The sequence below is a fragment of the Bradyrhizobium sp. HKCCYLR20261 genome (assembly GCF_051168435.1).
GTDB lineage: Bacteria > Pseudomonadota > Alphaproteobacteria > Rhizobiales > Xanthobacteraceae > Bradyrhizobium.
Genome location: NZ_JBNPUZ010000008.1, coordinates 72,476 through 91,533, shown reverse-complemented (window position 1 = coordinate 91,533; position 19,058 = coordinate 72,476). Strand labels below are relative to the sequence as shown.

Annotated in this window: 18 protein-coding genes; 6 read left to right on the top strand and 12 right to left on the bottom strand. The window is 66.1% G+C overall.

The features are described from left to right. The first annotated feature begins 21 nt into the window (after window positions 1–21). Window positions 22–1,302: a glycerate kinase type-2 family protein gene (locus tag ACQR1L_RS20190; protein WP_434859673.1), complete on the top strand. Its 1,281-nt coding sequence runs from the start codon at window positions 22–24 to the stop codon at window positions 1,300–1,302. A 12-nt stretch (window positions 1,303–1,314) separates the two neighbouring features. Here the strand turns inward: ACQR1L_RS20190 and ACQR1L_RS20185 are convergent, their stop codons facing one another. After that, window positions 1,315–1,821, bottom strand: a complete 507-nt coding sequence (locus tag ACQR1L_RS20185) for a MarR family winged helix-turn-helix transcriptional regulator (protein WP_434859672.1) — start codon at window positions 1,819–1,821, stop codon at window positions 1,315–1,317. A gap of 192 nt (window positions 1,822–2,013) precedes the next feature. On the opposite strand from ACQR1L_RS20185, the gene ACQR1L_RS20180 reads away from it, so the two are divergent. From ACQR1L_RS20180 to ACQR1L_RS20170, 3 genes are read left to right on the top strand one after another with little or no spacing between them, the layout of a single operon-like run. After that, complete coding sequence (locus tag ACQR1L_RS20180) at window positions 2,014–3,054, top strand: branched-chain amino acid ABC transporter permease (protein ID WP_434859671.1); 1,041 nt, start codon at window positions 2,014–2,016, stop codon at window positions 3,052–3,054. A 3-nt stretch (window positions 3,055–3,057) separates the two neighbouring features. Continuing rightward, window positions 3,058–4,827 carry a branched-chain amino acid ABC transporter ATP-binding protein/permease gene (locus ACQR1L_RS20175; RefSeq protein ID WP_434859670.1) on the top strand — a complete coding sequence of 590 codons (1,770 nt, stop codon included), beginning with the start codon at window positions 3,058–3,060 and terminating at the stop codon, window positions 4,825–4,827. After that, entirely contained in the window at window positions 4,824–5,549 is a 726-nt protein-coding gene (locus ACQR1L_RS20170; RefSeq protein WP_434859669.1) for an ABC transporter ATP-binding protein, read from the top strand. The genes ACQR1L_RS20175 and ACQR1L_RS20170 overlap by 4 nt, the downstream gene beginning before the upstream one ends. A gap of 29 nt (window positions 5,550–5,578) precedes the next feature. On the opposite strand, the gene ACQR1L_RS20165 is transcribed toward ACQR1L_RS20170, so the two are convergent. The 6 genes from ACQR1L_RS20165 to ACQR1L_RS20140 all read right to left on the bottom strand — a co-directional run bounded on the left by ACQR1L_RS20165 (window position 5,579) and on the right by ACQR1L_RS20140 (window position 12,013). After that, the gene (locus ACQR1L_RS20165; protein ID WP_434859668.1) at window positions 5,579–6,385 is read right to left on the bottom strand and encodes a shikimate dehydrogenase family protein; all 807 of its coding nucleotides are present in this window, start codon (window positions 6,383–6,385) and stop codon (window positions 5,579–5,581) included. 99 nt (window positions 6,386–6,484) lie between these two features. After that, the gene (locus ACQR1L_RS20160; RefSeq protein ID WP_434859667.1) at window positions 6,485–7,630 is read right to left on the bottom strand and encodes an ABC transporter substrate-binding protein; all 1,146 of its coding nucleotides are present in this window, start codon (window positions 7,628–7,630) and stop codon (window positions 6,485–6,487) included. Between the two features lie 214 nt (window positions 7,631–7,844). Beyond that, window positions 7,845–8,264, bottom strand: coding sequence for an acyl-CoA thioesterase (locus ACQR1L_RS20155; protein ID WP_011924132.1), 420 nt, complete (start codon window positions 8,262–8,264; stop codon window positions 7,845–7,847). A 256-nt stretch (window positions 8,265–8,520) separates the two neighbouring features. Beyond that, window positions 8,521–9,285, bottom strand: a complete 765-nt coding sequence (locus ACQR1L_RS20150) for an SDR family NAD(P)-dependent oxidoreductase (protein ID WP_434859666.1) — start codon at window positions 9,283–9,285, stop codon at window positions 8,521–8,523. A gap of 24 nt (window positions 9,286–9,309) precedes the next feature. Continuing rightward, window positions 9,310–11,211 (bottom strand): feruloyl-CoA synthase, encoded by a 1,902-nt coding sequence (locus tag ACQR1L_RS20145; protein WP_434859665.1) that lies wholly within the window; start codon window positions 11,209–11,211, stop codon window positions 9,310–9,312. A 1-nt stretch (window position 11,212) separates the two neighbouring features. Beyond that, window positions 11,213–12,013 (bottom strand): crotonase/enoyl-CoA hydratase family protein, encoded by an 801-nt coding sequence (locus ACQR1L_RS20140; RefSeq protein ID WP_434859664.1) that lies wholly within the window; start codon window positions 12,011–12,013, stop codon window positions 11,213–11,215. 1,005 nt (window positions 12,014–13,018) lie between these two features. On the opposite strand from ACQR1L_RS20140, the gene ACQR1L_RS20135 reads away from it, so the two are divergent. Next, window positions 13,019–13,357, top strand: a complete 339-nt coding sequence (locus ACQR1L_RS20135) for a hypothetical protein (RefSeq protein ID WP_434859663.1) — start codon at window positions 13,019–13,021, stop codon at window positions 13,355–13,357. Window positions 13,358–13,569: 212 nt separating this feature from the next. Here the strand turns inward: ACQR1L_RS20135 and ACQR1L_RS20130 are convergent, their stop codons facing one another. The 4 genes from ACQR1L_RS20130 to ACQR1L_RS20115 form a co-directional block, all read right to left on the bottom strand. After that, window positions 13,570–14,049, bottom strand: coding sequence for a DUF3237 domain-containing protein (locus ACQR1L_RS20130; RefSeq protein WP_434859662.1), 480 nt, complete (start codon window positions 14,047–14,049; stop codon window positions 13,570–13,572). Further along, the gene (locus ACQR1L_RS20125) at window positions 14,046–15,365 is read right to left on the bottom strand and encodes a TRAP transporter large permease (protein ID WP_434859661.1); all 1,320 of its coding nucleotides are present in this window, start codon (window positions 15,363–15,365) and stop codon (window positions 14,046–14,048) included. Before ACQR1L_RS20125 ends, ACQR1L_RS20130 begins: the two co-directional genes overlap by 4 nt. A 6-nt stretch (window positions 15,366–15,371) precedes the next feature. Then, a complete protein-coding gene (locus ACQR1L_RS20120) occupies window positions 15,372–15,881 on the bottom strand; it encodes a TRAP transporter small permease (protein WP_006611344.1) in 510 nt (169 codons plus the stop codon). 251 nt (window positions 15,882–16,132) lie between these two features. Next, entirely contained in the window at window positions 16,133–17,152 is a 1,020-nt protein-coding gene (locus tag ACQR1L_RS20115; protein ID WP_434859660.1) for a TRAP transporter substrate-binding protein, read from the bottom strand. A gap of 406 nt (window positions 17,153–17,558) precedes the next feature. Here ACQR1L_RS20115 and ACQR1L_RS20110 point away from each other — a divergent pair, with 406 nt between their 5' ends. Further along, a complete protein-coding gene (locus ACQR1L_RS20110; protein WP_434859659.1) occupies window positions 17,559–17,972 on the top strand; it encodes a PaaI family thioesterase in 414 nt (137 codons plus the stop codon). Between the two features lie 200 nt (window positions 17,973–18,172). On the opposite strand, the gene ACQR1L_RS20105 is transcribed toward ACQR1L_RS20110, so the two are convergent. After that, entirely contained in the window at window positions 18,173–19,057 is an 885-nt protein-coding gene (locus ACQR1L_RS20105) for a LysR family transcriptional regulator (protein WP_434859658.1), read from the bottom strand. Between the last annotated feature and the right edge of the window lies 1 nt (window position 19,058).

The following is a 19,058-nucleotide window of genomic DNA, read 5'->3' as shown; positions in this document are numbered from 1 at the left end:
CGCATCCGCGGGCGGCACCGCATGACCAGCCGCCGTCCGCTGTTGCGCGCGATCTTCGACGCCGCGGTCGCCGCGGCGCATCCCGACGTCGTGCTGCCGGGCTTCCTCCCGGCGGCGCCCAAGGGTCGCACCATCTGCCTCGCCGCCGGCAAGGGCGCAGCGGCCATGGCTGTCGCCGCCGAGCGGCACTATCTCGACACGCTCGGATTCGATCCCGCGAAGCTCGTGGGCATCGCAACTACTCGCCATGGTCACGGCGTGCCGACGCGCCGGATCAAGGTGATCGAAGCCGGCCACCCGATGCCGGACGAGGCCGGGCTGAAGGCCGCGGATGACACGCTGCAGCTGGCCGCGACGGCCGAAGCCGACGACCTGATGCTGGTGCTGATCTCCGGCGGCGGCTCCGCCAACTGGGTCGCCCCTGTCCACGGCGTCAGCTTCGCGCAGAAGCAGCAGCTGACCCGGGCGCTGCTGCGCTCGGGCGCGCCGATCGGCGAGATGAACATCGTCCGCAAGCATCTGTCGCGCATCAAGGGCGGACGGCTGGCCCGCGCCGGGCAGAAGGCCGAGATCGTGACGCTCGCGATCTCCGACGTGCCGCATGACGATCCCTCGGCCATTGCCTCCGGCCCGACCGTGCCGGATCCGACCACGCTGGCGGACGCCCGCGCGATCGTCGCGAAATACAAGCTCGAGGTCGACCCGGCGATTGCCCGGGCGCTTGAGGATGCCGCCAATGAGAGCTGCAAGCCCGGTGATCCCGCCTTCGCCCGCGCCTCGTTCGAGCTGATCGCGCGGCCCGCGAATTCGCTGGAAGCGGCCGTCGCCGCCGTCAAGGCGGCCGGCTACGACGTGCTCGACCTCGGCGCCGATCTCGAGGGCGAGGCCCGCGAGGTCGCCGCCGATCACGCCAAGCTGGCGCGCGAGGCCCGCGCACTCGGCCGCCGCATGGCGATCATCTCCGGCGGCGAGCTCACGGTGACCGTGCGCGGCCAGGGGCGCGGCGGGCCGAACCAGGAATATGCGCTCGCGCTCGCCGACCTGCTGCAGGACATGGACGGCGTCGCGGCGCTTGCCGGCGACACCGACGGCGCCGACGGCGGCGGCGGCAGCGCCTCCGATCCGGCGGGCGCGCTGGTCGATGCCGAGGTGATCGCGGCCATGCGAAGCCAAAATCTCGATCCTCAGGCCTATCTCGCCAACAACGACGCCACCGCGTTCTTCGCCGCGACCGGCGGGCTGCTGCAGACCGGGCCGACGCTGACCAATGTCAACGACGTCAGGGTGATCCTGGTCGACTGAGCGCACGGCGCCTCAGAACTCCTCCGCGATCTTGGTCAGCATCGCCAGCAGCGTCTCGCGCCCATCGGGGCCGAGCAGCTCGTTGAGCCGCGCCTCGTGCTTCGAGACCACCAGCTTCTTGGCGCGGGCGAGCACGCCCTTGCCCTTCTCTGTCAGCAGCAGGATATGCGAACGCCGGTCATTGGCCGAGCGGACGCGGGTACAGAGCTCGCGGCTTTCCAGGCTGTCCAGCAGGGACACGAAATTGGGCCGGAGGATACCGAGCGTGTTGGCGATCTCGGTCTGGTTGCGGCCGGGATTGGCATCGAGCAGCAGCAACACCGAGAACTGCGCCGGGGTGAGCTGCAAGGGTGCAACGCAGCGAAGGAAGTCCTCGAACACCTTCAACTGCGCCCGTTTCAGCACATAGCCGAGCAGATCGGAGAGCTCGCCGAGCTGGACCGCTTGCGTCTCCTCGACGGCTACGGCAGCTTCCTTGCGGCTCTCCCGCTTGCTGACGGGCCTGGCGCTATCGGACATGGCGATCCGCCAAATTCATCTTCGCTTCCATCCCTGGTCTCGAATGCCGCAGCCGGAACAGCGGCCTTGAGATTATAATCGATAATTGTTATCCACTATATCAAACACGGGCAGCCATTCAACTGCTCCGACCAGCCGCGGGCGCAAGGCACCCCACGGCGTGCGGTCACCACAGAGGGGGAGCGTCCTGTCTTGAACACAACGATCTTGCTGTTCCTGTTGCAGGACGGCATTACCAACGGCGCGATCTACGCCCTGCTTGGGCTGGCGCTGGTGCTGGTATTCGCCGTCACGCGCGTCATCCTCATCCCTCAGGGCGAATTCGTCACTTACGGCGCGCTGACCTACGCGTCGCTCGCCGCCGGCCGCATGCCGGGCACCGCGAAGCTCGCGGTCGTGATCGGCCTCGTCGCCTTTGCCTTCGACCTCTATGCGATGCGCAAGACGCTGCATCTGCCGAAGATCGCGCGCGCCTCTGCCCTTCACGTCGCCTTCCCCGTCGTCGTGCTGCTCGCCAGCATGTGGGCAGCGGACCAGCGCATGCCGGCCGGCGTCAGCCTGGTGCTGTCGCTGCTGATCGTCGCCAGCATCGGCCTGTCGCTGTATCGCATCGTGTTCCAGCCGCTGGCTCACACCTCGGTGCTGGTGCTGCTGATCGCCTCCGTCGGCGTGCATCTTGCGCTGCAAGGCCTCGGCCTGCTGTTCTTCGGCGCCGAGGGCCAGCGCGGCCCGACACTGCTCAACGCCACCGCAACGCTCGGCTCGCTGCGCTTCACCGGCCAGGGCATGGCAGTCTACGGCATCACCATCGCTTTCATCGTCGGCCTGTGGCTGTTCTTCGGCCTGACCCTGTACGGCAAGGCGCTGCGCGCCACCGCGGTCAATCGTCTCGGCGCCCGCCTGGTCGGCATCCGCACGACGCTGTCCGGCCAGATCGCCTTCCTGCTGGCGTCCACCATCGGCGCGCTCTCCGGCATCCTGATCGTGCCGATCACCACGCTCTATTACGACACCGGATTCCTGATCGGCCTGAAGGGCTTCATCGCCGCGATCATCGGCGGCCTGATCAGCTATCCGCTGACCGCGGTCGCCGCGCTGGTCGTCGGCATCGTCGAGGCGTTCTCCTCGTTCTACGCCTCGAACTTCAAGGAAGTGATCGTCTTCACGCTGCTGATCCCGGTCCTGCTGCTGCGTTCGCTCGCCGCGCCCGCGGTCGAAGAAGAGAAGGATTGAGCCGTGCGCGAGCGTTGGCCTCTCATCGTCTTTGCCGTCCTCGTCGCGGCGATCCCGTTCATCCCGGGCGTGCCGCCGTTCTGGATCGTGCTGCTCGACAATATCGGCCTGTCCGCGCTGGTCGCGATGGGCCTCGTGCTGCTGACCGGAGTCGGTGGCCTCACCTCGTTCGGCCAGGCCGCCTTCGTCGGCTTCGGCGCCTACACGACCGCGGTCCTGTCCGCGCAATATGGCGTCTCCCCCTGGCTGACCCTGCCGCTGTCGCTGCTGGTGTCCGGCCTCGCCGCAGTGCTGCTCGGCCTCGTCACCGTCAGGCTGTCCGGCCACTATTTGCCGCTCGGCACGCTGGCCTGGGGTCTCGGCCTCTACTACCTCTTCAGCAAGCTCGCCTTCCTCGGCCGCAATGACGGCATCTCCGGCATCCCGCCGCTGTCGATCGGCAGCCTCAGGATGCTCGATCCCGGCACGATCTATTACGCGATCTGGGCCGCCGTGCTGATCTCCGCGCTGCTGACGATGAACCTGCTGGACTCCCGCACCGGCCGCGCCATTCGCGCGCTGCGCCGCGGGCACATCGCCGCCGAAGCGTTCGGTGTGTATTCGCCGCGCGCCAAGCTGCTGGTGTTCATCTACGCCGCCGTGCTCGCCGGCCTGTCCGGCTGGCTCTACGCGCACTTCACCCGCGCGGTGAACCCGACGCCATTCGGCGCCCAGGCCGGCATCGAATATCTGTTCGTCGCGGTGGTCGGCGGCGCCGGCTATGTCTGGGGCGGCGTGCTCGGTGCGGCGATCGTCGTGGTGCTGAAGGAAGTGCTGCAAAGCTATCTCCCGCTGCTGCTGCATGGTGAGGGCCAGCTCGAGACCATCGTGTTCGGCATCCTCCTCGTCACCCTCCTCCAGCTCGCGCCGACCGGATTGTGGCCGTGGCTGACCGCGCGGCTGCCGTTCAAGCCCGTCGCGAAGAAGCCGGACACCTCGATTGAGCTGCCCGCGCGCGTGCGCTCCTCCTCGGCGCCGAACGTGCTGCTGCAGGTCGACAATGCGCGCAAGCAGTTCGGCGGCGTGGTCGCGGTCAACAACGTCTCGTTCGACGTCCAGGCCCGCGAGATCGTCGCGCTGATCGGTCCCAACGGCGCCGGCAAGAGCACGACCTTCAACCTGATCACCGGCGTGCTGCCGCCGACCTCCGGCAACATCTCGGTGCTTGGCAAGGCCGTCGGCAACGCGCCGCCGCAGGACGTGGTCAAGCTCGGCATTTCCCGCACCTTCCAGCACGTCAAGCTGGTGCCCGACATGACCGTGCTGGAGAACGTCGCGATCGGCGCGCATCTGCGCGGCCATTCCGGCGCGCTGTCCAGCATGTTCCGGCTCGACCGCGCCGACGAGGCCAAGCTGCTGGCGGAAGCCGCGCGGCAGATCGAGCGCGTCGGCCTCGGCGACCAGATGCACCAGCTCGCCGGCTCTCTGTCCCTGGGCCAGCAGCGCATCGTCGAGATCGCCCGCGCGCTGTGCGTCGATCCGATGCTGCTGCTGCTCGACGAGCCCGCGGCCGGCCTGCGCCACATGGAGAAGCAGCGCCTCGGCGCGCTGCTGCGCGAACTCAGGGCCGGCGGCATGTCGGTGCTGCTGGTCGAGCACGACATGGGCTTCGTCATGGATCTCGCCGACCGCATCGTGGTGCTCGATTTCGGCACCAAGATCGCCGAGGGCACACCAGCCGCGATCAAGACCAATCCCGAGGTGATCAAGGCGTATCTCGGAGCCGCCGCATGAGCACCCTGCTGGAAGTCACCGACGCCCACGTCTCCTACGGCAAGGTCGAAGCGGTCCGCTCCGTCTCGCTCACCGTGGCCGAGAACGAGATCGTCACCATCATCGGCGCCAACGGCGCCGGCAAGACCACATTGCTCAGCGCCATCATGGGCGTGTTTCCGCTCAAGGGCCGCGTCTCCTTCCTGGGCGAGGACCTCGCCCGCTACGAGATCGAGGACCGGGTCGCGCGCGGCCTCTGCCTGGTGCCGGAGCATCGCGAGCTGTTCGCGACCATGAATGTCGAGGACAATCTGCAGCTCGGCGCTTTCAGAATGTCGAAGGCGCACGCGGCGCGCGGCTTCGAGCACGTCTACACGCTGTTTCCGAAGCTGAAGGAGCGGCGCAAACAGCTCGCCGGCACGCTGTCGGGTGGCGAGCAGCAGATGCTGGCGATGGGCCGCGCGCTGATGGGCTCGCCGAAGATGCTGATGCTGGACGAGCCGAGCCTCGGGCTCGCGCCGATCATCGTCGCCGGCATCTTCGAGATCGTCGCCAAGCTGCGCGAGGAAGGCGTCTCGGTGCTGCTGGTCGAGCAGAACGCCAAGGCCGCGCTGAAGGTCGCTGACCGCGCCTATGTCATGGAGCTCGGCGAGTTCGTGCTCAACGGCAAGGCCAGCGAGATCGCCACCGACCAGCGCGTCGCGGCGAGCTATCTCGGCTTTGCCGAGGCCGCCGCGCACTGAGCCGAACCTGAAAATGGGATGGCGCTGTCTCAGGATGGCGCCTCCTGCGACAAGAGGAAGTCGACCATCACGCGCTCCAGGGCGTGGTACATGTCTATCCCGGTCGCCGTCAGGCAGCCGCGCTCACGCGCGGCGGCGATGAAGGGCGACACCTCCGGCTTGGTGATGACACACCCGCAATAGGCTGACGGGCTGACGGTTGCCATGTCGACCGGCAGAGGATCCCCCGACTGCATGCCCGCAGGTGTCGCGTTGACGACCATGTCGAATCCACCAGCGTCGCTGCTGCCGATAACAGCGCGGCCTTTGCCGCGCTCATTGAGACGCGCGATCAGCGCATCGCGGCGGCCTGCATCGCTGTCGTGAATCGCGAGCTCGCGGACACCGGCATCGATCAGCGCCAGCGCAATCGCCGAGCCGGCACCGCCTGCCCCCACCTGCAAGGCGCGAACGCCAGTGGGATCGAAGCTCACGGCCTTCGCTGCGCCGACGAACCCTAGCCCGTCGACCATGTCGCCGTGCCACTTGCCGTTGGCTCCGCGGCGCATCAGATTCACGGCGCCGATGAAATGCGCGCGCTCGGTCGCCGTCGCGCAGGCGCGATAGCAGGCGAATTTGTGCGGGATGGTCGCGACGATGCCGTCGAGATTCTTCACACGCGTCATGGTCGTCAGGACGTCGGCAAGATCGGCAGGCGCGACCTGGAGCGCCACCAGGATCGCGTCGCTCTCGCGATCCGCGAAGGCTTCGCTGACCCCGGCAGGCGCGCGGACCTGCGCGATGGGATCGCCGATGATGATGTGGAGCCTGGTGGCGCCGGTGGGGGCGAAGATCATCGCGGGCCTCTTGGAAAACGACAAAGATTGCCGTGCAAATAGCCGAAAGGCCGGCTCAACGAGCCGGCCTTTCCTGATTGAAGCTATGGTCCGTACAGCTCACTTGGCCGGGACGTATTTGCCGTCCTTCACGGTCAGGATGATGCGGGCGCGGTCGTCGAGGCCGGAGCGGTCCTTTTCGGTGAAGTTGTAGACGCCCTGCGAGGCCGCGAGGTCCTTCTCGCTCAGCAGCGCCTGGCGGATCGCCTCGCGGAACTCCGGCGTGCCGGGCTTGGCGGTCTTCAGCGCCGCCGGAATGACGCGCTTGAGGATCTCGAAGGCGTCGAAGGAGTGGCCGGCGAACTGGCTGCGGCTGTTCGGGCCGTACTTGGCCTCATAGGCCTTGTTCAGCTCGAGGCCGGGCTTCTTGGTCAGCGCGCTGTCGTCCTGGGTCTCCGGCGACATCACCGGTCCCGAGGCCATGATCACGCCTTCCGCCGCCTTGCCGGCGATGCGGATGAAGTCCATGCTCGCCGCGCCGTGGGTCTGGTAGATCAGGCCGGTGTAGCCGCGTTCGCGCAGCTCGGTCTGCGGCAGCGCCGCCGCGGTGCCGGAGGCGCCGACCAGGATCGCATCCGGGTTGGCGGCGACGAGCTTCAGCACCTGGCCGGTGACCGAGGTGTCGGGACGCGCGAAGCGCTCCTCGTCGACGATGGTGACGCCCATCGGCACGCCCTGGTTCTTCAGATCGTTGAACCAGAGATCGCCGTAGCTGTCGGAATAGCCGATGTAGCCGACGGTCTTCACGTTATGAGCCTTCATGTGCTCGTAGAGCACCTTGCCCATGATCGGCACCGGCTGCGGCATCACCACCGACCATTTGGTGCGCTCCGGGGTGACCGGGAACGGCGCCAGGCCGAAATGCGGAATGCCGGCCTCGTTGGCGACGTTGGACACCGCGATGGTCGGCGGGGTCAGCGCCGAGCCCATGATGATGTCGGCCTTGGATTCGGTCACGAAGCGGCGGGCGTTGGTGGTCGCCGTGGTCGGATCGCCGCCGTCGTCGAGCACGATCACCTTCAGCGGCACGCCGCCGATCTCCTTCGGCACGAATTCCAGCGCATTGCGCTCGGGAATGCCGAGCGCTGCGCCCGGACCCGTCGTGGTCGTGGTGATGCCGATGGTGATCTCGCTGGTCTGCGCCAGCGCCGGAGCCGACACCAGCATCGCAATGACGCCAGCCGCAGCCAGATAGGCCTTCCTCATCAATTCCTCCCTCAATCTTTTCGGTTCAGCTCGTGATCCGCCGATCCTGTTTGCAGTCCCGCCCCTGTTCCGGGACGTCTTCCAGTTGGCCGGCCGATAGGTGTCCAAACGTGATCATAGCATTGAACACGAGAAGATCACTTCTCACCATCCGACCAAAGCACGACAGCTGAACATCCTTAAGACGGCCGCATGTCGCACCCATTGCCGCACCTCATTCGCCGAGGAATTTGGCTCGCATCTCCTCCGGGAACGGCGCCGATTTCAACTTGTCCGGGTCCGCCGGATCGCGCCCGACCAGCACCCGCGTCTCGAAACCCTCGATCGCCAGCGCCTCGCCCTTGAACACCTTGTGGGTCACGTCGAAGGACGAGCGCTTGATGCTCTCGACCCGGCTCTCGATCGTGATCCAGTCGCCATAGGTCGAGGGGATGTAGAATTTCGCGCGGGTGTCGACCATGGGAATGCCGACCAGGCCGTAGCGGCGGACGATGTCCTGCTTGGAGAACCCGGCCGCCTCGAACATCACCGAGGTCGCGTCGTCGAACATTGCGAAGTAGCGCGGATAGTAGACGATGTTGGCGGGATCGCAGTCGCCCCACTGGATCTGCACGTCGCGGCGGTTGACGAACATCGATTGAGCCTCGCTACAACGACGACAGCGGTCTGTAGGGTGGGCAAAGGCGCATTGCGCCGTGCCCACCATTCACTTGGGCGGTGGGCACGCTTCGCTTTGCCCACCCTACGGATCTCTCCGTTGTCATTCCGGGGCGCGCGAAGCGCGAGCCCGGAATCCATGTCTCCACCGAACCAGACGCCAAATGGATTCCGGGCCCGACGCTTTCGCGTCGTCCCGGAATGACAACCCAATGAACGTCCGCGCGCGCCACCTACTTCGGTGCCATGCGGAGCGAGCCGTCGAGGCGGACGACTTCGCCGTTGAGGTAGGCGTTCTCGACCATGTGCAGCGCCAGCGCGGCGAACTCGTCCGCGGCGCCCAGGCGGCGCGGGAAGGGAATCGCGGCGGCGAGCGAGTCCTGGGCCTCCTGCGGCAGGTTGGCGAGCAGCGGGGTCAGGAACAGGCCGGGCGCGATGGTCAGCACGCGGATGCCGAACTGCGCCAGCTCGCGCGCGATCGGCAGGGTCATGCCGACGATGCCGCCCTTCGACGCCGAATAGGCCGATTGCCCGATCTGGCCGTCATAGGCCGCGACCGAGGCCGTGTTGATGACGACGCCGCGCTCACCGGTCGCCTGCGGCTCCAGCTTGGTCATGCCGTTGGTGACCAGGCGGAGCATGTTGAACGAGCCGATCAGGTTGACCTTGATGACCTTCTCGAAATCCGACAGCGCCATCGGGCCGTCGCGGCCGGCGACGCGCTTGGCGACGCCGATGCCGGCGCAGTTCACCAGCACACGCGGCTGCTGGCCGAGCGCCTCGACCGTCTTGGCCACGGCTGCTTCCGCGCCAGCGGCGTCGGAAACGTCGCAGATCACCGGCACGCCCTTGATCTCGGCCGCGACCTCCTCCGCCAGCTTGGCGTTGAGATCGAACACGGCGACCTTGGCGCCCTGCGCGGCGAGCTTGCGGGCGGTGGCGGCGCCGAGGCCCGAGGCACCGCCGGTGACGATGGCGGCCTGATCCTTCAACAACATGTCGTCTCTCCCTTAGTTCGTTGATCAGCCGGCGACGATGATGTCGTCGTCCGGTGTCGACGCGTAGATGCGCTCGATCAGGTCCTTGCGGTTCTCCAGCACGGCGCGCTGGTTGATCGAGCCCTTGTCGGTGACCTCGCCCTTGTCGATCGACAGCGGCAGGCCGAGCAGCACCGCGCGCGTGATCCGCGTCGACGAGCCGGTCGCGGTCTTCAGGAATTTCGTGAAGCGCTCGCGGAACGCGGCCACGATCAGCGGATCCGACGCGGTTTCGGCGAGATCGTCGAACGGCAGCGTCGCGTTGATCAGGCGGCAGCCGTCGAGGTCAAGCACGACGATGGCGGCGATCTCGTCGCGATTGATGCCGGCGATGATGACGTCACGCGCCAGCGGTGCGCAGGCAGCCACAAAGCGCGCCCGCAGGGGCCCGACCGAGACCCACGTGCCCGAGGCGAGCTTGAAATCCTCGGCGACGCGGCCATCGAAATCGAAGCCGGCATTGAAGTCGTTGGGATCGGCGGGCTTCAGCGCGTCGCCCATCTGATAGTAGCCTTCGGAGTCGAAGGCCGCAGCCGAGACTTCCGGCAGGCGCCAGTAGCCCGGCGTGACGTTCGGACCCTTGGCACGCACTTCCATCTTGCCGTTATTGGGCACGAGCTTGGCCTCGTTGCCCGGCACTGGCAAACCGACGTGGCCGGACCGGCTGGTGCGCGGATTGACCGACATGAAGAACGGCGCGGTTTCGGTCGAGCCGAGGCCCGTCAGCATCGGCACGCGATATCCCGTCTCGGACACCGAGAGCTCGTCGAGCTCGTTCCAGACGTGCGGCGCCAACGCGGCGCCGGAGAAGAACATCGCGTGCAGCCGGCGGAAGAAGGTCTTCCGCAGATTGGGGTCCTCGCGGAAATAGGGCAGCAGCGACTCGTAGCCCTTGGGGACGTTGAAATACACGGTCGGCGAGATCTCGCGCAGATTGCGTACGGTCTCTTCGATGCCGCCGGGCACCGGCTTGCCCTGGTCGAGATACATCGAGCCGCCGTTGAACAGCGTGAGCCCGATGTTGTGGTTGCCGCCAAACGTGTGATTCCACGGCAGCCAGTCGACGATGACGGGCGGCTCGTCCTTGAGGAAGGCGAGCGTCTCGCGGATCATCACCTGGTTGGCGCAGATCATGCGCTGGGTGTTGATGACGGCCTTCGGGTTTCCGGTCGAGCCCGAGGTCAGCAGGAATTTCGCGATCGTGTCCGGGCCGATCTTGTCATGGATCGCATCGAGGCCGGCAAACAGCGGCGAGGCGATCAGCTCGGACAGCATCGTGATCTTGCGGCCCGGCACCTCACCGAACGATGCCACGATCTCGACGCCCTCGGGCACATTGGCGATCAGCGCGTCCGCAAACTTGTCGGCGTCGTCGACGAAGACGAGTCCGGGCGTCAGCAGCTTCATCAGGTAGGCGAGCTTGCCGTAGTCGCGCGACACCAGCGAATAGGCCGGCGACACCGGACAGAACGGCACGCCGGCATAGAGCGAGCCGAACGCAATGAGCGCGTGGTCGATCGAATTGCCGGACAGGATCATCACCGGGCGGTCCGCGGACAGGCCGCGGGCGAGCAGCCCGGACGCGATGTGGCGGCTCGCCGCCCGCAACGTGCCGTAGCTCAGCTCGCGCCAGCCTTCCGGGCCGACGCGCTCGGCCATGAACACGCGCTCGGGCGCTTCCTTGGCGAAGTGATGCAGCCGGTCGGTGATCCGCTGCGGGAAGTCACCCAGCGGCTGCGTCGGCCGGAGATAGATGGTGCCGTCGTCGCGGCGCTCGACGTCGACGACGGGATCATTGAAGGAGATGGCGCGCAACGGATGAACACTGGCGCTCCGCGCCGTGTTGTCCGTTCCTCCCTGTGTGATTTTTGTTGTTTGCGCGGTCATGTCACGTCGGCTTCACTTTGGCTGTCTTGTGATCGAGGAAGGCGCGGATGCGGCCCTTGGCCTCCTTGTCGCTCTGCGCGACGGTGGCCATCAGCGATTCCATCAGCAGGCCGGTCTGCGGATTGGCTTCCGCGATCATCGGCAGCGCCTGCAGCACGGCGAAGTTGGTCAGCGGCGCGTTGTTGGCGATCTTGGCCGCCAGCTCCAGCGCCTTCGTCATCGCGGCGCCGGCCTCGACGAGATATTGCGCGAAGCCGTAGGACGAGCCTTCGGTCGCCGAGTAGACCCGGCCTGTCAGCATCATGTCCATCATGCGGGCGACGCCGATCAGGCGCGGCAGGCGCACCGAGCCGCCGCCGCCGACGAAGATGCCGCGCTGGCCCTCGGGCAGTGCGAAATAGGCCGACGGCTCGGCGACGCGGATATGCGCGGCGCAGGCAAGCTCGAGGCCGCCGCCGATCACCGCGCCCTTCAGCGCGGCGATGACCGGCACGCGGCAATATTGGATGCGGTCGAACACCCGGTGCCACATCTGCGAATGCACCAGGCCTTCGGTGGCGTCACGCTCGCGCAGTTCGGAGAGATCGAGGCCCGAGGAGAAATTGTCGCCGAGGCCGTGGATCACGACGCAGCGGACGTCGTCGGGCAGGCTGGTGAAGCAATCGCCGATCGCGAGAATGATGCCGTCATTGAGCGCATTGCGCTTGGCCGGGCGATTCAGCCCGATGGTGAGGACAGCGCCCTGCTGTTCGATCTGCAGCAGAGACGGATCACCTGTCGGCGTCGTGTCGGCGTTTCCCATCGCTTATTGTGTCCTGTTCAGAATAGTTATGTTTTATAACGATCTTGGTAGGAGTCAATAACCGGTCACCGAGATCGTGTTGTGCGATGCAAAATGAACGGCGCCGGATTGAACTACGCGACGCGGCGTGTGCGGCATCGTAAGGCCCGGCAGCGCAAAGGCAAATGACATGATGCGGCATTCCCGCGGCGGATTCGCGCCCGGGGTTTGCTCATGTCGTTCACCCTCATGTGCAGAGGGCGCAGGGAAGGCCAGGCGCCGACTGACGCCTGCGGCCCGCCTGCTGAAAAATGCAGGCGGCAGGTACCACAGGTGCAGCCGGAGAACGCCCGGCCTTCCCTGCACGATGGTTTTCACGCTTATACGCAGTCTGCCTGGTGCGCCGGCTTGTTGGCCACCATTCGCGACAATGCTTACGCATTGCGCGGGACACCAGCATCGGGGTGCCAGCACGCTGCGACTTCGCGTCCGCGCCACGCCGTTCGTCCGCGCGGGCATTCGCCACGCTGCGGCATGATCGCGGCCACCGCTCCCCGCCCCGCGTGTCGTGACGATCGCGCGCAACGCCCCTCGGCTTGGGACGGGATGGCGGGAGTTAAGCATGATTTCCGATAATACGCAAGGTACTTTTATTTTACAGAATAAGAGCAAAGCCATCGGTCGGATTGGACAGTCGCGAGATATCTCCTCTCGTCATTCCGGGGCGCCCGCAGGGCGAGCCCGGAATCCATAACCACCATCGGGAGTATGGATTCCGGGCTCGCCCTGCGGGCGCCCCGGAATGACCCGTGGGATGGGTCGACGATCTGGCTCATCTAACAGGTTGCTCGCGCCCAGCCGGAGCGTCGAATGATCCGATGCACCGTCGAGGCGATGTGCCGGCTCCATGCCAGTGCTCTGCGGCTGACTCCGAAACTGAACGGCCGACAACGTCGCATTCAGCGTGGCTTCAAAGCGCGCGCTGTAGAACCTCCATCGTCACCACACTTCCCAATGGAGGGGACCATGGTTTCGCTGAAGACATCTCTCGCTGGCGGCGTCGCCGCGCTCGCCGTGACCGCCACTTTGCTCGCCGGCGCCGCACCGGCCCAGGCGCATGACGGCCGCAACGCGGCGCTGATCGGTGGTCTCCTGGTCGGCGCCCTCGTCGGCGGCGCCATCGCGTCGGAAGCGCAAGCCTATGAGCCGGCGCCGGTCTACCGGTCGCACTACCGTTCCTACTACCGCGACGCGGCGTATGACGGCTACGGTTACGAGCGATACAGCTACGTGCCGGCTCACCGCTATCGCCCCTGCGACCACGGCGGCTATGGCCGCGCCTCGAGCTGGGACGACGAGGACTAATTGCTCGTCTGTCGCGCATTCGAAGCTGTCGAGACGATTACCGCGGTCAGTTAGTTACTCCGTCATGCCCGGGCTTGTCCCGGGCATCCACGTCGTTCCCAGGATGCCGATCCACGTGGATGGCCGGGACAAGCCCGGCCATGACGCCGTGGAGACAGGCGAGTGCCAAACTGAGGCCGCCTTATGCGATCGCGCTATGCAGGCCGCCCGGCCTACAACACCACATGCACGTCGATGATGACGCGGTCCGCATGCCTCGCGGCCGAGCCGACAAAAACGTGCCCCATCAGCCAGCGATACTTTTCGTGGCCGGTCTCGAAGCGCGGGTGGGTGCGGAAGTAGATCAGCTTGGGGTCGACAGGCTCGCCGCGCTTGAGCTTCTGCAAGAGGTCGACCGGCCCGAAGCGGATGCCGCGGTTCTCGACATAGATCGTCGCGCCATCGTCGGTCTCGAAGCCGTATTTGGCTTCGAGGTCGATCAGCTCGTTCGGACGGATCACCTGGAAGTCGGCGCCGAAATTGCAGATCCTGCCGCTGACGCCCTCGCCGTTCAGGCCGGGACCTTTCACCTCGCCGCCATGGATCGGAATGATCCGGCGCACGCCGATGCCGGTCTCGCCGGCGGTCGTGACGGCACCGATCATGACGGTGAGGGTGAAGACGTACTTCGTTTCGAGAACGGGCGCGGTCATCGGTTCATCATCTGTTGCGGCAGCCAGGTGGCGAGCAGCGGGAAGGCGATCAGGATCACCAGGCGGATCAGGTCGGTCGCGACGAAGGGCAGCACGCCCTTGAAGATCGTCGAGAATGACACGTCCTTCACCACCGATTTGATCACGAAGACGTTCATGCCGACCGGCGGATGGATCAGGCCGAGCTCGACGGTCATCACGATGATGACGCCGAACCAGATCGGATCGAAGCCGAGATGCGAGATCACCGGGAAGATGATCGGCACGGTCAGAATGATCATCGCCATGGCGTCCATCAGGCAGCCGAGCACGAGATACATCACCATGATCAGCGCCAGCACGCCGTAGGGGCCGAGGCCGAGGCCGGTGAGAAACTCCGTCACCTTCTGCGGGGTCTGCGTCACCGTCAGGAAGTAGCCGAAGATCAGCGCGCCGATCAGCACGGTGAAAACGGCCGCCGCGGTGCGCGTCGCCTGCAGCAGCGAGGCCAGGATCTTCTCCTTGTTCAGCCGCCCGGTGAACACGCCGATCAGGAACGCGCCGGTGGCGCCGACGCCGCCGGCCTCGGTCGGGGTGAAGCGCGGCAGGAACGGCAGGCCATAGAGACCGCCGATCACGAACAGGAACAGCAGCACCGGCGCCCAGATGCCCTTCAGCCCCGCGATGCGCTCGCGCCACGGCGGCGCCTCGCCCTTCGGGAGGAAATCCGGCCTGACCTTGCCGATCACCGTGATGGTGATCATGTACATGGTCATCGCCAGCAGGCCCGGGATGATGCCGGCGATGAACAGCTTGCCGATGTCCTGCTCGGTGATGATGCCGTAGACGGCGAGCACGGTCGACGGCGGCAGCATCGCGCCGAGCGTGCCGCCGGCGGCGATGACGCCGGTCGCGAAGGATTGCGGATAGCCGAAGCGGCGCATTTCGGGATAGGCCACCGCGGAGAAGGTCGCGGCGGTCGCGACCGAGGAGCCGCAGATCGCGGCGAAGCCGCCGCAGGCGGCGACGGTGGCGATGCCCAGGCCGCCGCGCAGATGGCCGACGAAGCCGTTGGCGGCGCGGAACAACTCCTTGCTCATGCCGGAGTTGGAGACGAACGTTCCCATCAAGAGGAACATCGGAATCACGCCGAACGTGTAGTCCGTGACCGTGCGCATCGAGGTCTGGCCGACCAGCTTCAGCGCCGCCGTGCCGTTGACGAGATAGGCGAAGCCGGAGACGCCGACGAGGCCCATCGCCATGCCGACCGGCACGCGCAGGAGCATCAGGGCGAACAGGGCAACGAAGCCGATGACGGCGACCGCATCCGTGCTCATGCGGCACTACTCCGTGGGCTTGACGTGAGGGTCATGAATCTCCTCGGGATGGAAGATCAGGCGATAGGTCCGGATGGCGATCAGCAGCACCGCCGAGACGTCGCCGATCCAGGCGATGGCGAAGAATGGCCAGGTCGGCATGTGCAGATCGAAGGTGAGGACGTTGTCCTCATAGGTGCCGCGCACCTTGTCGAACAGGGTCCAGGTCTGCACCGTGACGACGAACAGCAGGACGAGGGTGGCGAAGATGTCGATCCAGCGCTGGTAGCGCGGGCCGACATTGCCCCAGATCAGATCGACCGTGATGTGGGTGCCGCGATACGATGTCGCAGCGATGCCCCAGAAGATCAGGATGCCGAGCAGCATGCGGCCGATGTCGAACGAATCCGGGATCGCGTAGTTCAGCGTGTTGCGCAACAGCACCGACAGGAAGATGTCGAGCGCGACAATGCCGACGAAGAACGCGGCGATCCACTCGATCCCGTCGATGATCCGATCCATGAAGGCGCGCTGCATGGCGTGTCCGTGTCACAAATGTTGGCTTGAGTCGCGAAGAGCTTGAAGCGAGCTCGTGCGCAGCAGGTGGTGCGCTCCCTCGCCCCGCCAGAGCGAAGCAAAGCTTCGCTAAGGCGGGGAGAGAGTTGGGGTGAGGGGGCTCTCCGCACGGTCGGTGCGTGGGGCTGCCCCTCACCCCAGCCCTCTCCCCGTGAAGAACGGGGAGAGGGAGCGCACTGTCGCTGCGGCGATAGCTCTGGTCTCAGAAGACGCTACTGCGCCAGGGCGTTGTACTTGGCGAGCGAGGCCTTCAGCTCGGTCATGGCGGCGTCGGCGTCGACGCCGGTCTTCTTGACGCCGTCGGCCCAGGTCTTGAAGAGCGGCTCGGAGGCCTTCTTCCAGGCGGCGGTCTGCTCCGGGGTCAGCTTGTAGACCTCCTGATCGGCCTGCGCCTTGATCTTGTCGACGCCGGCGTCCTCGAACTTGCCCCAGGGCTCGCCGACCTTGCCGGCGGTCTCGGTGTTGCAGTTGTCGTCGATCGCCTTCTTCTGCGCCGCCGACATCTGGTTGTACTTGTCCTTGTTCATCACGAACACGAAGGTCGTCACGTAGAACGGCGCGTCCATGTGAAACTTGGTGACCTTGTCGACGCCGAACAGCACCAGCGAACCGGCGGGGAAGGTGACGCCGTCGGCGACGCCGCGCTCGATGATGTCGCGCACTTCAGGGGCCGACGACTGCACATTGGTGCCGCCGAGCAGGGTGACGAAGTTCGCAATGGTCGCGTCCGCCGGGCGGATCTTCATGCCCTTGACGTCCTCGGGCACGACGACCTTCTTGGTGCGGGTGTGGAAGGCCGAGGGCGTATGCACGAAGGCGAGGCAGTACTTGACGTCCTTCATCTCCTTCTCGGCATATTTGCGATACCACGCGTCGAGACCTTCCGAGCCGCCCTTGGCATCGGAGACCAGGAACGGCAGCTCGCCGGCGCCGATGATCGGGAAACGGCCGGGCTGATAGCCGGGATTGACGTAGGTGACGTCGGCGATGCCGTCGCGCGCCATGTCGTAATGGTCGAACGCCTTGCCGAGCTGCTGCGCCGGGAACACCTTGCCCTTGATGGTGCCGCCGGAGGCCTTCTCGACCGACGCGGCCCAATCCTCCAGCGCCTTCTGCAGCGGATGGCTCGCCGGGACCCAGTGCGAAATCTTCAGATCGAACGTCTTGTCCTGCGCGAGCGCGGGGGTGGTCACACCGGCAGCCAGCGCCAACGCCAGAAGCGTCTTCCTCATCGGGATGTTCTCCTCCATCGATGGGCCTTCGAGGGCCCTTTGCTTCATTGTTATAGCATATAACCATCATTGCAAGCGTGACGGCGATCCGCCGCCGCTGCACGCACGGAGCGGACCCTATCGCGCCAGCCAGCGCAAGTCTGACGGACGAAAGTTGCAGGCGTGTGGCCGATTCATTAACACGTTAAGCATCTCCAATGCACCCGAAATTGCACGGCGGCATCGGCACACCGCGAAATTGCCGCGAGCCTGGAGCGCCCCCTGCGACATCGTGCACCATCCCTCCCGGCATCCGCGCGGACCGTTTCAAACGTCCACGCAAAAACCGTTTGAAACTTTGTAGGCGGTGCAAAATCCGGGCGGACGTCGTTGACTGCGAACATCGCCCGCAACGATGGAGACGCGCATGAGCAGCATCCCCGCCGGCTTCGAGCCGCATTTCCGCAAGAGCCCGTTCACCGATCCCTGGGAGCCGCTGTACGCGAAGAAAACCGACAAGGCCGTCATCCTCGGCCTGCGGCTCGCCACGCCGCACACCAATTCGCGCGGGCTGATCCATGGCGGGCTGATCGCCTCGCTCGCCGACAATGCGATGGGCTACAGCTGCGCCCAGGCGCTGGGCTGGGAGCTGTCGCTGGTCACGATCAACCTGTCGGTTGACTATATCGGCAGCGCCGGGATCGGGCAGTGGCTGAGCGTCGAGAGCGAGGTCATCAAGAGCGGCCGGACGCTGTGCTTCGTGCAGAGCCTGGTGCTCGCCGACGACGCCGTCATCGCGCGGGCGAACGCGACGTTTCGGGTGGTGCCGAAGAAGGAATGATCGGGCTCGATCGGCTGTGTCCCGTCGGCCCGGTCGCCTCCTCCCGTCATTCCGGGGCAATCGGCAACGCGCATCAGCGCGTTGTCGATTGAACCCGGAATCTCGAGATGATGAACAGCGGCGCAAGACAAGCTCGAGATTCCGGGTTCAAGGCCTTCGGCCTTGCCCCGGAATGACGGGGTGTGGCGGCGTCGTAAGCATCAGCCGAAGCGCCAGTTGCAGGTCTCCGTCACCAAATCGATGAACGCGCGGACCTTGGCCGAGAGCAACCGGGAGCTCGGAAACACGATGTGGATCGGCAGCGGCGGCGGCTCGTATTTTGCCAGCACCCGCTTGAGCCGGCCGGTGCGCAGCCCCTCGGCGGCCTGATAGGCCAGCACGCGCGTCACGCCGCCACCAGCCTCGGCATATTGGATGGCGGCGTCGGCATTGTTGGTCATCAGCCGCGGGCTGAGGGTGATGCGCAGCTCCTCGCCATCCCCCGCGAACCGCCAATCGCCGGCATGGCCGAACTGGATGGCCTGGTGCTTGACGAGGGCATCCGGCGCGCGCGGCTCGCCGTTGGCTTTGAAATAGGCGGGCGCGCCGACGACGATCCGCCGCATGCTGCCGACCTGGCGGGCGACCAGCGAGGAATCGCCGAGATGACCGATGCGCACGGCGCAATCGATGCCGTCCTCGACCAGATTGACCTGACGATCCTCCAGGCGCAGCTCGGCCGATACGTCGGGATAGCGGGTGAGATAGGCGGAGACGACAGGCCCGACGTGCAGGCGGCCAAACCCCACCGGGGCGGACGCGATGAGGCGTCCCGCCGGCTGCAGGCGCTCGCTCTCCGCGGCAAGCTCCGCCTCCTCGAGATCGGCCAGGATGCGCCTGGTCCGTTCGAGATAGCGCCGACCGGCGTCGGTCAGTGTCACCGAGCGGGTCGTGCGCTGCAGCAGCCGCACCCCGAGATGCTCTTCGAGCGCGGCGATCAGGCGTGTCACCGCCGACGGCGACAGCTTCATGCGCCGCGCCGCCGGCGCAAAGCCGTTCAAATCGGCCACCGTCACGAAGGCCTGCATGGCGTCGATGCGGTCCATG

Coding starts and splice junctions, on each gene's coding strand:
- ACQR1L_RS20190 (WP_434859673.1), top strand. CDS start 22: ATGACCAGCCGCCGTCCGCTGTTGCGCGCGATCTTCGACGCCGCGGTC.
- ACQR1L_RS20185 (WP_434859672.1), bottom strand. CDS start 1,821: ATGTCCGATAGCGCCAGGCCCGTCAGCAAGCGGGAGAGCCGCAAGGAA.
- ACQR1L_RS20170 (WP_434859669.1), top strand. CDS start 4,824: ATGAGCACCCTGCTGGAAGTCACCGACGCCCACGTCTCCTACGGCAAG.
- ACQR1L_RS20165 (WP_434859668.1), bottom strand. CDS start 6,385: ATGATCTTCGCCCCCACCGGCGCCACCAGGCTCCACATCATCATCGGC.
- ACQR1L_RS20160 (WP_434859667.1), bottom strand. CDS start 7,630: ATGAGGAAGGCCTATCTGGCTGCGGCTGGCGTCATTGCGATGCTGGTG.
- ACQR1L_RS20155 (WP_011924132.1), bottom strand. CDS start 8,264: ATGTTCGTCAACCGCCGCGACGTGCAGATCCAGTGGGGCGACTGCGAT.
- ACQR1L_RS20150 (WP_434859666.1), bottom strand. CDS start 9,285: ATGTTGTTGAAGGATCAGGCCGCCATCGTCACCGGCGGTGCCTCGGGC.
- ACQR1L_RS20145 (WP_434859665.1), bottom strand. CDS start 11,211: ATGACCGCGCAAACAACAAAAATCACACAGGGAGGAACGGACAACACG.
- ACQR1L_RS20140 (WP_434859664.1), bottom strand. CDS start 12,013: ATGGGAAACGCCGACACGACGCCGACAGGTGATCCGTCTCTGCTGCAG.
- ACQR1L_RS20135 (WP_434859663.1), top strand. CDS start 13,019: ATGGTTTCGCTGAAGACATCTCTCGCTGGCGGCGTCGCCGCGCTCGCC.
- ACQR1L_RS20130 (WP_434859662.1), bottom strand. CDS start 14,049: ATGACCGCGCCCGTTCTCGAAACGAAGTACGTCTTCACCCTCACCGTC.
- ACQR1L_RS20125 (WP_434859661.1), bottom strand. CDS start 15,365: ATGAGCACGGATGCGGTCGCCGTCATCGGCTTCGTTGCCCTGTTCGCC.
- ACQR1L_RS20120 (WP_006611344.1), bottom strand. CDS start 15,881: ATGCAGCGCGCCTTCATGGATCGGATCATCGACGGGATCGAGTGGATC.
- ACQR1L_RS20115 (WP_434859660.1), bottom strand. CDS start 17,152: ATGAGGAAGACGCTTCTGGCGTTGGCGCTGGCTGCCGGTGTGACCACC.
- ACQR1L_RS20110 (WP_434859659.1), top strand. CDS start 17,559: ATGAGCAGCATCCCCGCCGGCTTCGAGCCGCATTTCCGCAAGAGCCCG.
- ACQR1L_RS20105 (WP_434859658.1), bottom strand. CDS start 19,057: ATGGACCGCATCGACGCCATGCAGGCCTTCGTGACGGTGGCCGATTTG.